Raw genomic sequence first — 12,183 nt, forward strand, 5'->3', positions numbered from 1 at the left:
TTCGACGGTACTGCGTTCGGCCCTCAGCAGGCCACGCGTAACGCGGACGGGCGGTTGGGGGATAGTAGGGGTAGAGCGGTACCCATGGTGAGCCGGGAAGCCTGGTCGGCAGCAGACTTCGTCGACCCCGGGAGGCTACCAATGGCCAGCTCTTCAGCGGATGGATCGTGGCTCGGGCGGCTGGTGATGGCCTCGCCGGTAGGGCAGTGGTCGATGGCTGGGCTGATGGTGAGGCTCGTGTGGCTCGCAGGGATGGCGGGTCTTTCGGCTTCCTTCTTGTATGACGACCTGGCGCTGAACGAGCGTGCCGAGCTCGTTCCCGCGGTGGTGGTCCGGACGAACTACGACCAGCGGAGCGAGTCCTTCAACGCGGAACTCCAAGCGCCGTACCAAGGGCTGCGCGTGCTGGTGGAGGACATTCACCAGCGGCCGCTGACGGGTGAGGTGCTGACGCTCGAGGTGGATCCGCAGAAGCCGACGCGGGTTCGGGATCCGCAGTCACTGCACGGGAGTCCGTTGGACTGGTTCCTGATCGCGCTCGTGCCGGTCGGCCTCGTCATCGCCTGGGCCCACGTGCGCCGGCGGCTGCGTAGGAGGGCGTCGCGATAGCCGGGGCAGTTCAGCCGGTACGGCGGGAGAGGAGCGAGTGGGTTCCGTCACAGAGGGGCGCGAGTGCTGACCGCCCGCAGCGGCAGAGGGCGACGGTACGGCGGTCGGTGTCGACCGGCTCACCGTTCTCGTCGAGGAGTTCGAAGTCGCCTCTGATCAGCAGGGGGCCGTTGGGGTAGGCGCGGATCACGGTGGCCGGATCCTCGGCGTTCGTCGTCATGACGGACCGGTACCCAGGTCTCAAGCGGTTTCTGGCCGGGGTACCGGAGCGGCTGTCCGATGGATCGAGGAGAGCTACATGCACGTACCACCCCCGCGGGGTCCACTGAGCGCCTGGCTGATCGACAGGCTCGCGGGACACGACACCGAACCGGTCGAGGTCCGCAGCTCCGCCACCCCCTGGACTGACGAGGATCTCCAGCTCGCGCTCTGGATCGCGTATGAGCTGCACTACCGAGGCTTCGACGATGCTGTCGTCGACGGGCAGTGGGATCCGGAGATCATTGCCTTCCGCACCCAACTGGAGCGCCCGTGGACTACTTGGCTCGAGGCGAACTGCCGGGTCATGCCAACGGACGCACCGGTCGCTGAGCAGCTCCGCGAGCTGGTCGACGGTGATAACGGACCGAAGCTGTCGGCGTACCTACGGCGACACGCGACGCTGGAACAGTTCCGCGAGTTCGTCCTCAACAGGTCCGTCTATCAGCTGAAGGAGGCCGATCCGCACAGCTTCGGCATCCCGCGGCTGGACGGTGCCGCGAAGGCCGCGCTGGTCGAGATCCAGTCCGACGAGTACGGCGCCGGCCGCGCCGAGCGCATGCACGCCGAACTGTTCCGGACCACGATGCGCTGGCTCGGCCTGAATGATGCCTACGGCCACTATCTGCTCGCCGTACCGGCTGTCACGCTGGCGATCTCCAACGTGATGTCGTTGTTCGCGATGCACCAGCGCTGGACGCCGGCTCTGCTCGGTCACCTCGCGGCCCTCGAGATGACCTCGACCCTCCCCAACCGCCAGTACGCCGCCGGCGCGGCCCGCCTCGGCGCGACCGACGCCCAGTCCCGCTACTTCACCGAGCACGTCGAGGCCGACGCGGTCCACGAGCAGATCGCCGCCCACGACCTCTGCGGCAGCTACGTCCGCGACCATCCGGCCGCGATCGGCGAGGTCCTGTTCGGTGCCGGCTGTTCGCTTGCCCTGGACAACTTGTTCGCCGAGCACCTACTGACCACCTGGAACGCACCAGAGAGCGCTCTCCGCGCCGGGTGAGACGCTCACTCAATGATGTCGAGCGGCATCGGGCAGACGGGTTCGGTGGCGACGTCGTCCAGGTCGTAGGCGACCAGGGGGCACTGCCGGCAGTAGAGGAGGCCGTCGACGGGATCGCTCACCAGTTCGTGGCCGTGGACATGACCAGCCGCCGGACATGCCCCCAGGTCCGGATGAGCGAGCGGGGAACCGCAGCGCAGGCAGACCAAGCTGGCGTGGGGACGGCCGGAGGGCGCCGTCTGCACCAGGTCAACCAGTTGGTGGCCGCTGATCTCACCTGTCATCGGATGTCCCAGGTGCCCAGGTGCGGTTCGCTTCATGCACCCGCGGGGCAGGGTGGTGATCAGTGTGGGAGGTGGCGGGTATCAATGAGCTCCTGGGCGACGTCGCGCAGCTTGGTGTTGGTGTCCTGTGAGTAGCGTTTGAGGATGGCGAAGGCGCGGCCGGCGTCGATGTCGTAGCGCTCCATCAGGATGCCCATGGCCTGGCCGACGAGCTTGCGGGCGTCGACGGCGGCAGCCATGCTCGCCTCCTGCCGAGCGTTGGCCACGGCCACCGACGCGTGCCGCGCCAGGATGTGGGCGACCGCCTCCTCATCGGCACCGAAGGCGTTCGGCTGGCTGCTGTAGAGACCCAGTACGCCGAGGGTGCCGCTCGATGTGGTCGTCAGCGGTACGTCGAGGACGCTACGCACCCCGAGGGCACGCACCTTCGCCGCCCAGTCGGCCCAGCGGTCGTCGGATGCGGTGTCGGCGACCAGGACCGTCGTACGGTGTCGCATCGACTCGGCGAGGGGACCGCCGCTGCCAGCGAGCTGCAGCTCGTAGATGTCGGCGACGACCGGGTCAGTGACCGCGGGGATCTCCAGCCGACCACCCCGTACGACGAGCGCGACGCCGGCGTGTGAGCAGTCCAGGGCCTGGAGAGCGAAGTCGACGACCGTCTGAACGGTCTCCTCCACGCCGTCCGAGTCGTGCAGCTCGACGGCCAACTGGGCGAACCGGTCCGCGGTGACGTCACCGATGAGAGCGAGGGAAGGCGTGGACTCCTCAGGTTCTTCGAACCCGGAGGCCATGGCCCGGCCGACGTGATCCATAACGCAATGATCCCTCACTCCCCACCACCCGCAACAGAAGACCGCCGAGGCGGCGAAACCGGGGTCTGGCGCGCCCTTGGGATGCCGTGGCAATCTGGAGGCTGACCTGTTGAGAAGTCAGCAGTCGAAGCGAGTGACATGTTTTGGCTGGAGTCGAGATGACTGTCGGTGGTGTCGACACGTACTACGACTACGACGAGAAGCAGTGGAAGAGCCGCCGGCTCGGAGGCGGCCCCATCCATCGCGGCCCGGTCTGCCCGGTGCCTCAACGCGCGGCCGGCCCGAAGAAGACCCGCCGCCGAAATCCGGCACCCCAACCGGACGCAAAACGTCCGGATTGATCGGTAGCGTCCCGGTCATGACGATCGCGATGTATCCCAGCTTTGTGATGGATTGTCCGGACTCGGCGGTGCTGGCGAGGTTCTACGGCGAGCTGCTCGGGTGGACGGTCAAGGCCGACGACGACTGGGCGGAGGTCCGCCCGGAGGACGGCAGCAACTGCATCTGCTTCCAGGGTGTCAAGGACTACAAGGCCCCGGACTGGCCCGGCCAGGACACCCCGCAGCAGATGCACCTCGACGTGATGGTCCAGGACCTCGACGTCGCCGAGGCCGAGGTCCTGCAGATCGGAGCCACCAAGCCCGACCACCAACCCGGTACGACGTTCCGCGTCTTCCTCGACCCAGCCGGCCACCCCTTCTGCCTCTGCGTCAGTTGACGTCGTTAATCAATTGACGCCGACGGGGCCCGAGGGTTTGCTGGGGTGACGTGCGCCGGGGTGGCCGGTGTGGACCGGGAGGAGGAGAGCAGATGTCTGTCTTGTCCAGTTGCTTTGCTCTGAAAGGTTCTTCGGTTTGGTATTCGCACGTTCGTTCAGCTGTGAACACTGTGGCGTAGAGGTTTCCCTCGACGCCCCTGGCACCACCCATCGCAATCATTGCCCGAGCTGCCTGTGGTCGCGGCATCTCGATCGCAATGTTCCTGGTGATCGCAAGGCCGACTGCGCCGGTGGGATGGAACCGATCGCGGTCACCGTTCGCGGCGAGGGCCGATGGGTCCTCGTTCACCGGTGCACCAACTGTGGTCGCCTGCGCCTCAACAAGACCGCAGGCGACGACAACGTCCTGCTGCTGATGCGGCTGGCGGCCCTTCCACTGACCATGCCGTTCATTCCGTTCGCGGCCGAGCCCGAGTTGAACGGCGACCACTCACCTGCTCGCAAACCGCGAGCACGCAAGGCCAAGGCCTGACCCGGCCGATGCCGGTCCGCCCGGCCGCGGGACTGACGACAATGGTGCGATGAGCATCTTGGAGAAGTTCTCGTTGGCTGGGCGGACGGCGTTGGTGACGGGTGGGTATCGGGGGCTCGGGTTCGCTTTCGCGCGGGGTTTGGCCGAGGCCGGAGCCGACGTAGTGATCGGCGCTCGCGATCGGGAGGCCTCGGAGGCGGCGGCCGGGGTGCTGGCGGGGGAGACCGGGCGGACGGTGGTCGGGGTGGGGCTTGATGTGAATGATCGGGAGTCGGGGCGGGCCGCGGTTGCGGCAGCGGTCGAGGCGACCGGACGATTCGACATCCTGGTGAACAATGCGGGGGCCTGTTTTCATCGGCCGGCGCTTGAGGTGCCCGATGAGGAGTGGGACGAGGTGTTCGCGACCAACGTCAGTGGGTTGTGGAAGCTGAGTCAGTCGGCGGCATCGCACTTCAAGACGGTGGGCGGCGGGACGATCGTGAACGTCGGATCGATCTCGGCGCAGATCGTGAACCGGCCGCAGTGGCAGCCGGCGTACAACGCCTCGAAGGCCGCGGTGCATCAGTTGACGAAGTCGCTGGCGGCGGAGTGGGCGCCGTTGAACATCCGGGTGAACGCGGTGGCGCCGGGCTACACGAAGACGGAGATGGCGCCGGTGGACGAGCCGCGGTTCAAGGCGCGCTGGATCGATGACGCTCCGATGCAGCGATACGCCGTACCGGAGGAGATCGCGCCGACCGTTCTGTTCCTGGCTTCGGACGCTTCGAGCTTCATGACCGGGTCGGTCGTCGTGATCGACGGCGGCTACACCTTGCACTGACTACTTCAGGAAGCGCGAGGGGCCTGCCTGAGGTGACGGCGGTAGCGGCCGGGGGTCTGCCCTGTCGCGGTGTGGAAGGTCCGGGTGAAGGCCGACTCGGAGTGGTAGCCGACGCGGGTGGCGACGGTCGCCACCGTGAGGTCCGGGTCGGCCAGGAGGTCGGTGGCGATCATCATCCGCAGGTGGGTGATGAAGGTTGCCACCGGCATCGCGGTGTGCCGGGTGAAGTGCCGGATAAAGGTTGCCCTGGACATCGATGCGGTCTCGGCCAGGCGTTCCACCGTCCAATCCGCGCCGGGATCATCCAGTACGGCGCTCAGGGTGGCCGCGATGCGGTCGTCGGTCACGGCGGTCCAGGGGGCGGGGGTACCGCCTTGGCGAAGCATCAGCGCGAGGAGCGCCGTACAGAGTGCGTTGAGAATTGCCGTCGTACCCGAAGACTCCGAGCGGGCCTCGGCGCGGAGTAAGGCGGCGAGGCCCTGCACTGCCTCGTCGGCGGCACCGAAGGAGACGACCAGCGGGTCGGGCAATGAGCGGAGCAGGAGGTCGCCGGCCCCGGACGCCACGGTGAAGTGGCCGCAGAAGATGTCGGTGCCGACCTCGCCGGACGGGCTGCGGACAGTGTCGAACGCCGTACCGAGTGTCTCGACGGACGGCCGGTACGGCGCCGGTCCCGAGGTTCGGATGGTGTGCGCCGGACTGGTCGGCAGCAGTACGGCGTCGCCCGCGACCAGGTGGAGGGTACGGCCGGGCAGTTCGACGGTGCACGCGCCCGAGAGGACGACGTGGAAGGCCGCCTCGCGTTCGCCGTACCGGCCGACCTGCATCTCGGTCGCCGCGGCGAACAGGCAGCGCTTGTCGACCGTCCCGGCCGCGCGGGCGAGTTCGATCACGTAGCTCGTAAGATCCATGAGACGTATGAGCATATAACCGACCCAAAATGGGCTATTGCGGGTCACCGGACCGCGCGAGACTCACCGTCATGACCAATACTCTGCAGGCCGACGTCGCGGTGATCGGGTTCGGTAAGGGCGGCAAGGCGGCCGCGGCCGCGCTCGGACGAGCCGGTCGCCGGGTGATCCTGATCGAGCGCTCCGACAGCATGTACGGCGGCACCTGTCCGAACGTCGGGTGTGTACCGACGAAGATGCTGGTCCACCACTCGAGCAAGCGCCGGCCGGACGACTCGCCGCAGGAGTGGTTCGAGCACGCGATCGGGGAGGTGCAGCAGCTGACCTCGACGTTCCGGGCGGGCAACTACGACGCACTGAACAACGCCGACACGATCACCGTCCTGACCGGTACGGCGGCCTTCGTCGACGAGCACACGATTGCCGTGGGCAACGTTCACGTGGTGGCCGACACGATCCTGATCAACACCGGCTCCGAACCGGTGATCCCGGACATCCCGGGGCTGCGGGAGAGCCCGCGCACCGTGACCAACGTCGACCTCGTCCACGGCACGCGGTTGCCGAGCCGGCTGGCGGTGATCGGTGGTGGCTACCTCGGTATCGAGTTCGCGTCGATCTACCGCCGGTTCGGTTCCCAGGTCACCGTGTTCGAGGCGTCCCCGCGCATCCTCGGCCAGGAAGACGACGACATCGCGGCGTCCGCGGCAGGCATCCTGGCGGACGAAGGTGTCGAGATCGTCACCGGTGCGCACATCGTCGAGATCCGCGGCGAGGACACGGTTGTCTACGAGAAGAACGGCCGCGAGCACACTCTCACCGTCGACGCGATCCTGGCAGCCACCGGTCGGACGCCGGCAACGGCCGATCTGGGACTGGAGAACGCGGGCGTCAGGACGACGGACCGTGGTGCGGTCGAGGTCGACGAGTACCTGCGCACGAGCAAGCCCCACATCTTCGCGCTCGGCGACGTCAACGGCGGTCCGCAGTTCACCTACATCTCCCTCGACGACAGCCGGATCGTCCTCGACCAGCTCCTCGGTACCGGGAAGCGCTCGACGGCCGACCGGGTCGCCGTACCGAAGACGCTCTTCATGTCACCGCCGCTGGCCACCATCGGCCTGACCGAGACCGCCGCGCGCGCCGAAGGCCGCCGGATCACCGTCGCGAAGCAGAACGTCGCCGACATCATCGCGATGCCGCGGGCCTACATCGTCGAGGAGACGCGCGGGATGATGAAGTTCGTCATCGACGCCGGGACCGACGAGATCCTCGGTGCCGCCCTGCTCAGCGTCGACGCCCAGGAGCTCATCAACACCGTCGCCCTCGCCATCCGCCACCGCATCACCGCCACCGAACTCCGCGAAGCCATCTACACCCACCCCTCCTCGACCGAAGCATTCAACGACGTCCTCGGCGCCGCATCCGTCAGCGAGTGGTGATACCCAACTGAGCCCCGGTTGTCACACCCGGCGTGTGGTTGTGGTCTTACCTTCAGGAGCGATGGAGGAGACCGCGATGAGTAGCGAGACGGACCTGCGCGTGCGAGCGGCCGGTTGGATCCTGGCCGCCGCCTGCCGGGAAGAGGACCCAGAACTGTTCTTCCCGATCGGCACCACAGGCCCGTCCCTCCTCCAGGCCGAAGCCGCCAAGCGGGTCTGCGCCCGCTGCCCGGTCCAACCCGACTGCCTGGACTGGGCCCTCGAGACCGGCCAAGACGCAGGCATCTGGGGCGGCACCACCGACACCGAACGTCGCCTCCTCAAACGAACCCGAACCGCCCCCACCGACTAACCCTCGTCTCAGCCCACCAAGCACGCGCCGCTGAGCGTGAACCGCACGACCGAACCAGAGTTAGTCAGTGGCCCAGGTCCGCACTTCCCCACTACCGTGACGCTGTGGATCCGACGACCGATGACGGCCTCAGCATTTCGGACGCGGTGTTACGGGAGCATCTGCGGGGCTACCCCGGGGCTGAGCGGATTGCGGTTGGGATGCAGGGGGCGGTGTATCGGGTTGGGGCGGGGAAGGTGGCGAAGGTTTGGCTTCATGCTGGTACGGCGGAACTTCGGCAGCTCGCGGAGTTCTACGCGCAGGTGCATCTCACGATCCGTACGCCGGAGATCCTCGAACTGTATGAGGGTCCGCGGTACCGGGTGACTGTTGAGGTCGAGCTTCCGGGCGTTCCGCTGTACACGGTCGACCCGAGTCTGGAGGCGGCGCGGGGTTGTGTGCTCGACGTACTGGGGGAGTTGGCCGCGGCTGATGTAGTGCCGGACCTGCCGGTGCTGGATGAGACGGCGCCGTTTCGGGCGTCAGGGCAGGGTTGGCCGGAGGCGTTGGCGGGGCTGACCAGGCGACGGGTCGAGCGGTTTCGGGGCAAGCTGGGGCCGGCCATCCATGACCTCGATGCGAAGGTTGAGCGGCTGCTGCAGCAAGTGCCCGACAGCCCGAGCGGGCTGGTCCATGGTGATGTGACCGCGGGCAACATCCTGGTGGATGCGGACTGCCGGCTTACGGCGATCATCGACTTCGGGTTGATGACGATGGCCGGCGATCCGGCGTACGACGCGGCAAGCGCCGGGACGATGTATGCCTTGTGGTCGCCGGAGATCCGGGAGATCGAGAAGGCTTTCGACGCGGCGGTGGTGAGCCGGTTCGGCTATGACCCCGAGCTGCTTCGCACTTACCGCGCCATCCACCTGCTCCTCATCGCGAACGCCCATGATGCTGACCCTTATGGGCGCGATGACGCCGTCGGTCTGGCGGCCGCGTTGCTGAACAGCTGAGGGTCGCCCTGCGGCGGGCGAGGGCAGTTCGCCCGCCGCAGGGAGGTCAGGAGAGGGTGATGAGGCGCGAGCCGTGGGCCGGGACGGAGGGGGCGGTCCAGGACTTGTTGGCGCGGCCGAGGTTGCTTTGGGCAACGAGGTCGCGGACGTGCTTGCTGCCGTGGAGGCCGAGTTGGTCCCAGGTGACGGGGATGTCGGCGGGTGCGGAGCCGAGGTTGTAGACGGCGACGGCGAGTTTGCCGCCGGGCAGGCGCTTCTTCCAGATCTGCAGGGTGCCGTCGGTGACGCGGGTCGGGATGACGCCGGCCTGGTCGACCGCGATCACCTCGCGGTTGGTGAGGATCGCGACCGCCTTGCGGTCGATGTTCGCCAGGTCGCCGCCGATGTAGAGCGGGGACGAGGCCATCGACCAGAACGTCATCACGGACTGACGTTCGGTCTCGTTGATGCCGTCCTGGATGCCGACGCCGGAGTTGTTGTTGATCGGCATCGAGTCGAGATCCGGCCAGTAGTTGGGGCGGACCACATCGAGCCACTGGGGCAGGTCTTCCCAGCGGTTGTCGACCGAGCTCTCCCAGGTCGACACAGTGTTGCAGTAGCACTCGACGTCGGTGTCGACGCGGACGCTGTTCGCCCACGGCTGCAGGCCCTCGCCCGCTTCACGCGGGATCGGCCAGGCGCTCGCGGTCAGCCACATCTTGCGGCCGCTCTGGTCGATCGCCTTCGACCACGCCGTGATGTCGGGGATGTTCTCCTTGAGGACGCCGTCGACCTTCAGGAAGTCGACGCCCCAGGAGGCGAACCGCTTCGCCATCGAGTTGAAGTACGCCTGCGCGCACGGCTTGGTGAAGTCGATCTTCCAGTCGCCGCCCCACATGTTCGTCTTCACCAGCGGGTAGACGGTGATGTCCTGCGTGGTGCAGCTGGTGCCCAGGATCGGCGCGTTCTTGTCGTAGATCGCGGTCTGCAGCCCGGCGCCGCCGTACAGGCCGATCTTGAGGCCCTTGCTGTGCACGTAGCGGGCGAGGCTGGCGATCCCGTTCGGGAAGCGCTCCGGGTCGGCCTCGGGGATGCCGTTGGCGTCGGTCCGGAACTCCCAGTTCCAGTTGGCGTTCCAGCCCGCGTCCAGGTTGATGTTCGTGTACCCGGCGTGCCGCAGGTTCTTCGCCATCGAGTCGGCGGCCGACTTCACATGCGCCTCGGTCAGCCACTTGGTGCCGTAGTCGGGGTTGTTCGACGACTGCACACTCCAGCTGCTCCAGCCCATGAACGGCTTGATGCTGAAGTCGCTCTTGGCCTGCGCAGGAGTCACGGCTGCGGCCAGCAGGACCGGTACGACGGTCGCCAGCGCGACTGCGCGGCGGAGGAAACGAGACACGGGGGACGCCTTTCGTCACAGGGACTGCGGGAGCATCCCCGGTACCGTACGAGTGTTACTTCACCACGTCAAGAATGTAAGGACCTGATTTCCCGCATGGATGGTTTCGGGGCGGGCACCGGGGCGGCCTAGCGGAAACGCGGAAGGAGTGATCATGGGCGTCGGAGACAAGATGAAGAACGCTGCGGATGCGGCCAAGGGCAAGATCAAGGAAGCCACCGGGGACGCGACCGATGATCGCGACCTGCAGGCCGAGGGCCAGGCGGACCAGACGAAGGCCGACCTGAAGCAGGCCGGCGAGAAGGCCAAGGACGCCTTCAAGCACTGAGCGTCACCGCGGCGCCGGTCCCGATGGGGCCGGCGCCGCGTTATGCCGCGGGCAGTTTGCCGGTGACGAGGCGCCAGAGCGTGATCGGCCAGCCGTAGCAGAAGAGCACGGCCAGTACGACGTAACACGCGACCGTGAACCAGGAGAGCGCACCGATCTCGGTGTGCTTACTGATGTTGGTCATGCCGGTGACGATCGTGCCCCACGAGAAGGGGATGCCCCACCAGGCCATCGAGAACTTGAGTCCCTTGCGGAACGCCCACACGAGCATCGCGAGGCAGATCGCGCCCCACAGCAACGTGAAGCCCATCAGCGGCACGCCCCCGACGATCGACAGCGCTTGCAGACCTTCCGCGTACGGCGCCGGCAAGCCCGATCGGACCGATTGATCGCCAAGGTTCCCCAGCGCGTTGACGCCCTGGCCGAACGGCGCGATCACGATGAACAGCGCGGGCGTCGCTGGTAGTGGCAAGGGCCCGTTCACGAACAGGCGCTGCAGAATCAGCGGCAGTACGACGATCGTCATCAGCAGGTCGAGACCGAACATCCCGTAGAGCGCGATGACCAGCAACGCCTTGCCCTGACCGGGATCCAGATGCTCGAGCAGCGGTTTGGCGAAGGCGGCGGAGACCATCGTGCCGGTGGGTGGCAGCAGCCAGGCCGGTCCGGCCGCGGCGATCGCGAGGTCGTGCTTGATGATCATCAGCAGCGTCAGCCCGACCGCGCAGACGATGCCGACGATGGTCCCGATCGTCCACAGTACGGCGCTCAGTCCGATCGCGAAGCCGTCGGGAAGAAACGTGTGGCCGACCGTCCAGGAGATCAGTCCGACGGCCAGGAACGCGAGCGAGACGCAGGCGTAGAACGGCGCGACCGCCGGATCGAGCAGCCCGGCCCGCGCCTGATCGGCGTACGCGAACCAATGGATGCCGCGGGCAACGACCAGGAGTAGCAGCGACAGGAACGCCAGTACGGCGAACACCTGCCAGACGTGCACGGCTCCCGGGAACTGGTGGGGGAGCCCGATCCCCGCGCCCGGGATGATCGCCGTACCCATCACGACGGCGTACCAGTTCGGACCGACGTACCGGAAGCGAGTCACGCGGCCACTCTAGGCAGTTGTGTACCTGAGGGTCAAATATCGAGGGCGGCGTCCAGGATGTGGCCGAGCTGGGCCGGATCGGTGCCGGCCTTGGCCAGTACGGCGGTCCCGATCGCGGCCGCCATCAGGGCTCCCGCGGCGGCGACCGGACCGCGCGAAGATGCGATCTCGCCCGAGACTTGGCCGCGCGCGATCGCGGACCGGAAGATCTCCTGCATCCGCTGGAACAGTTCGGTGGCGATCTCGGCGACGGACTCGTCGGCCATGCCGACCTCGGCGACCGCGTTGACGGTCAGGCAGCCGAGCTGATGCTCGCCGACCCCAGCCAGCGTCGCCAGCGCGTCGCGCAGGCGGGGTTTCAGGGGCCCCGGTCCCTCCAAGCTTGCGGCGAGCTCGGCCATGCGTTGCTGGCTGTAGTGGCGCAGAGCGAGCGTGAAGAGGTGGTGCTTGCTCTTGAAGGTGTTGTAGAGACTGCCCTTGCCGATCCCGAGTTCGTCGACGAGGTTCTGCGGTGTGGTCGCCGCGAATCCCTGCCGCCAGAAGATCCCGACCGCCTGATCGACGACGACGTCCGCATCGAAGGTCATTGGTCTGCCCATGGGGAGCAGTCTATTCTGTACCTGGAAGTCGAGA

The 12,183-nt window shown here is 67.2% G+C and carries 17 protein-coding genes; 10 read left to right on the forward strand and 7 right to left on the reverse strand.

The genetic code is table 11. The annotated features are described in order from the left end of the window. Nucleotides 1-141: 141 nt before the first annotated feature. Nucleotides 142-609, forward strand: coding sequence for a hypothetical protein (locus ACIA49_RS37405; protein ID WP_396383018.1), 468 nt, complete (start codon nucleotides 142-144; stop codon nucleotides 607-609). Between the two features lie 10 nt (nucleotides 610-619). Here ACIA49_RS37405 and ACIA49_RS37410 read toward each other — a convergent pair whose 3' ends face one another. Further along, nucleotides 620-829: a CDGSH iron-sulfur domain-containing protein gene (locus ACIA49_RS37410; protein WP_396383019.1), complete on the reverse strand. Its 210-nt coding sequence runs from the start codon at nucleotides 827-829 to the stop codon at nucleotides 620-622. Between the two features lie 78 nt (nucleotides 830-907). On the opposite strand from ACIA49_RS37410, the gene ACIA49_RS37415 reads away from it, so the two are divergent. Continuing rightward, entirely contained in the window at nucleotides 908-1,879 is a 972-nt protein-coding gene (locus tag ACIA49_RS37415) for an iron-containing redox enzyme family protein (protein ID WP_396383020.1), read from the forward strand. 5 nt (nucleotides 1,880-1,884) lie between these two features. Here ACIA49_RS37415 and ACIA49_RS37420 read toward each other — a convergent pair whose 3' ends face one another. Both ACIA49_RS37420 and ACIA49_RS37425 read right to left on the reverse strand, forming a co-directional pair. Next, the gene (locus ACIA49_RS37420) at nucleotides 1,885-2,163 is read right to left on the reverse strand and encodes a hypothetical protein (protein ID WP_396383021.1); all 279 of its coding nucleotides are present in this window, start codon (nucleotides 2,161-2,163) and stop codon (nucleotides 1,885-1,887) included. Between the two features lie 59 nt (nucleotides 2,164-2,222). Next, entirely contained in the window at nucleotides 2,223-2,975 is a 753-nt protein-coding gene (locus tag ACIA49_RS37425) for a GAF and ANTAR domain-containing protein (protein WP_396383022.1), read from the reverse strand. Nucleotides 2,976-3,133: 158 nt separating this feature from the next. Here ACIA49_RS37425 and ACIA49_RS37430 point away from each other — a divergent pair, with 158 nt between their 5' ends. The 4 genes from ACIA49_RS37430 to ACIA49_RS37445 all read left to right on the forward strand — a co-directional run bounded on the left by ACIA49_RS37430 (nucleotide 3,134) and on the right by ACIA49_RS37445 (nucleotide 5,045). Then, nucleotides 3,134-3,316, forward strand: coding sequence for a hypothetical protein (locus tag ACIA49_RS37430; protein WP_396383023.1), 183 nt, complete (start codon nucleotides 3,134-3,136; stop codon nucleotides 3,314-3,316). A 17-nt stretch (nucleotides 3,317-3,333) separates the two neighbouring features. After that, complete coding sequence (locus tag ACIA49_RS37435; RefSeq protein WP_396383024.1) at nucleotides 3,334-3,693, forward strand: VOC family protein; 360 nt, start codon at nucleotides 3,334-3,336, stop codon at nucleotides 3,691-3,693. A gap of 67 nt (nucleotides 3,694-3,760) precedes the next feature. After that, nucleotides 3,761-4,225 (forward strand): RNHCP domain-containing protein, encoded by a 465-nt coding sequence (locus ACIA49_RS37440; protein ID WP_396383025.1) that lies wholly within the window; start codon nucleotides 3,761-3,763, stop codon nucleotides 4,223-4,225. A gap of 49 nt (nucleotides 4,226-4,274) precedes the next feature. Further along, nucleotides 4,275-5,045 (forward strand): SDR family NAD(P)-dependent oxidoreductase, encoded by a 771-nt coding sequence (locus ACIA49_RS37445; protein WP_396383026.1) that lies wholly within the window; start codon nucleotides 4,275-4,277, stop codon nucleotides 5,043-5,045. A 5-nt stretch (nucleotides 5,046-5,050) separates the two neighbouring features. Here ACIA49_RS37445 and ACIA49_RS37450 read toward each other — a convergent pair whose 3' ends face one another. Next, a complete protein-coding gene (locus ACIA49_RS37450; protein WP_396383027.1) occupies nucleotides 5,051-5,956 on the reverse strand; it encodes a cupin domain-containing protein in 906 nt (301 codons plus the stop codon). A gap of 71 nt (nucleotides 5,957-6,027) precedes the next feature. On the opposite strand from ACIA49_RS37450, the gene ACIA49_RS37455 reads away from it, so the two are divergent. The 3 genes from ACIA49_RS37455 (at nucleotide 6,028) to ACIA49_RS37465 (ending at nucleotide 8,742) form a co-directional block, all read left to right on the forward strand. Then, nucleotides 6,028-7,395 carry an FAD-dependent oxidoreductase gene (locus ACIA49_RS37455; protein WP_396383028.1) on the forward strand — a complete coding sequence of 456 codons (1,368 nt, stop codon included), beginning with the start codon at nucleotides 6,028-6,030 and terminating at the stop codon, nucleotides 7,393-7,395. Between the two features lie 76 nt (nucleotides 7,396-7,471). Beyond that, nucleotides 7,472-7,747 (forward strand): WhiB family transcriptional regulator, encoded by a 276-nt coding sequence (locus ACIA49_RS37460; protein WP_396383029.1) that lies wholly within the window; start codon nucleotides 7,472-7,474, stop codon nucleotides 7,745-7,747. Between the two features lie 104 nt (nucleotides 7,748-7,851). Next, the gene (locus ACIA49_RS37465; protein WP_396383030.1) at nucleotides 7,852-8,742 is read left to right on the forward strand and encodes a phosphotransferase family protein; all 891 of its coding nucleotides are present in this window, start codon (nucleotides 7,852-7,854) and stop codon (nucleotides 8,740-8,742) included. 46 nt (nucleotides 8,743-8,788) lie between these two features. Here ACIA49_RS37465 and ACIA49_RS37470 read toward each other — a convergent pair whose 3' ends face one another. Then, a complete protein-coding gene (locus tag ACIA49_RS37470) occupies nucleotides 8,789-10,120 on the reverse strand; it encodes a glycoside hydrolase family 27 protein (RefSeq protein ID WP_396383031.1) in 1,332 nt (443 codons plus the stop codon). 154 nt (nucleotides 10,121-10,274) lie between these two features. On the opposite strand from ACIA49_RS37470, the gene ACIA49_RS37475 reads away from it, so the two are divergent. Then, the gene (locus ACIA49_RS37475) at nucleotides 10,275-10,448 is read left to right on the forward strand and encodes a CsbD family protein (protein WP_396383032.1); all 174 of its coding nucleotides are present in this window, start codon (nucleotides 10,275-10,277) and stop codon (nucleotides 10,446-10,448) included. Nucleotides 10,449-10,488: 40 nt separating this feature from the next. On the opposite strand, the gene ACIA49_RS37480 is transcribed toward ACIA49_RS37475, so the two are convergent. Then, the gene (locus ACIA49_RS37480; RefSeq protein ID WP_396383033.1) at nucleotides 10,489-11,550 is read right to left on the reverse strand and encodes a hypothetical protein; all 1,062 of its coding nucleotides are present in this window, start codon (nucleotides 11,548-11,550) and stop codon (nucleotides 10,489-10,491) included. A 32-nt stretch (nucleotides 11,551-11,582) separates the two neighbouring features. Continuing rightward, nucleotides 11,583-12,149: a TetR/AcrR family transcriptional regulator gene (locus ACIA49_RS37485; RefSeq protein ID WP_396383034.1), complete on the reverse strand. Its 567-nt coding sequence runs from the start codon at nucleotides 12,147-12,149 to the stop codon at nucleotides 11,583-11,585. Nucleotides 12,150-12,183 lie beyond the last annotated feature (34 nt).

Origin of the sequence: Kribbella sp. NPDC051587 (assembly GCF_044453945.1) — a bacterium.
Lineage (GTDB): Bacteria > Actinomycetota > Actinomycetes > Propionibacteriales > Kribbellaceae > Kribbella.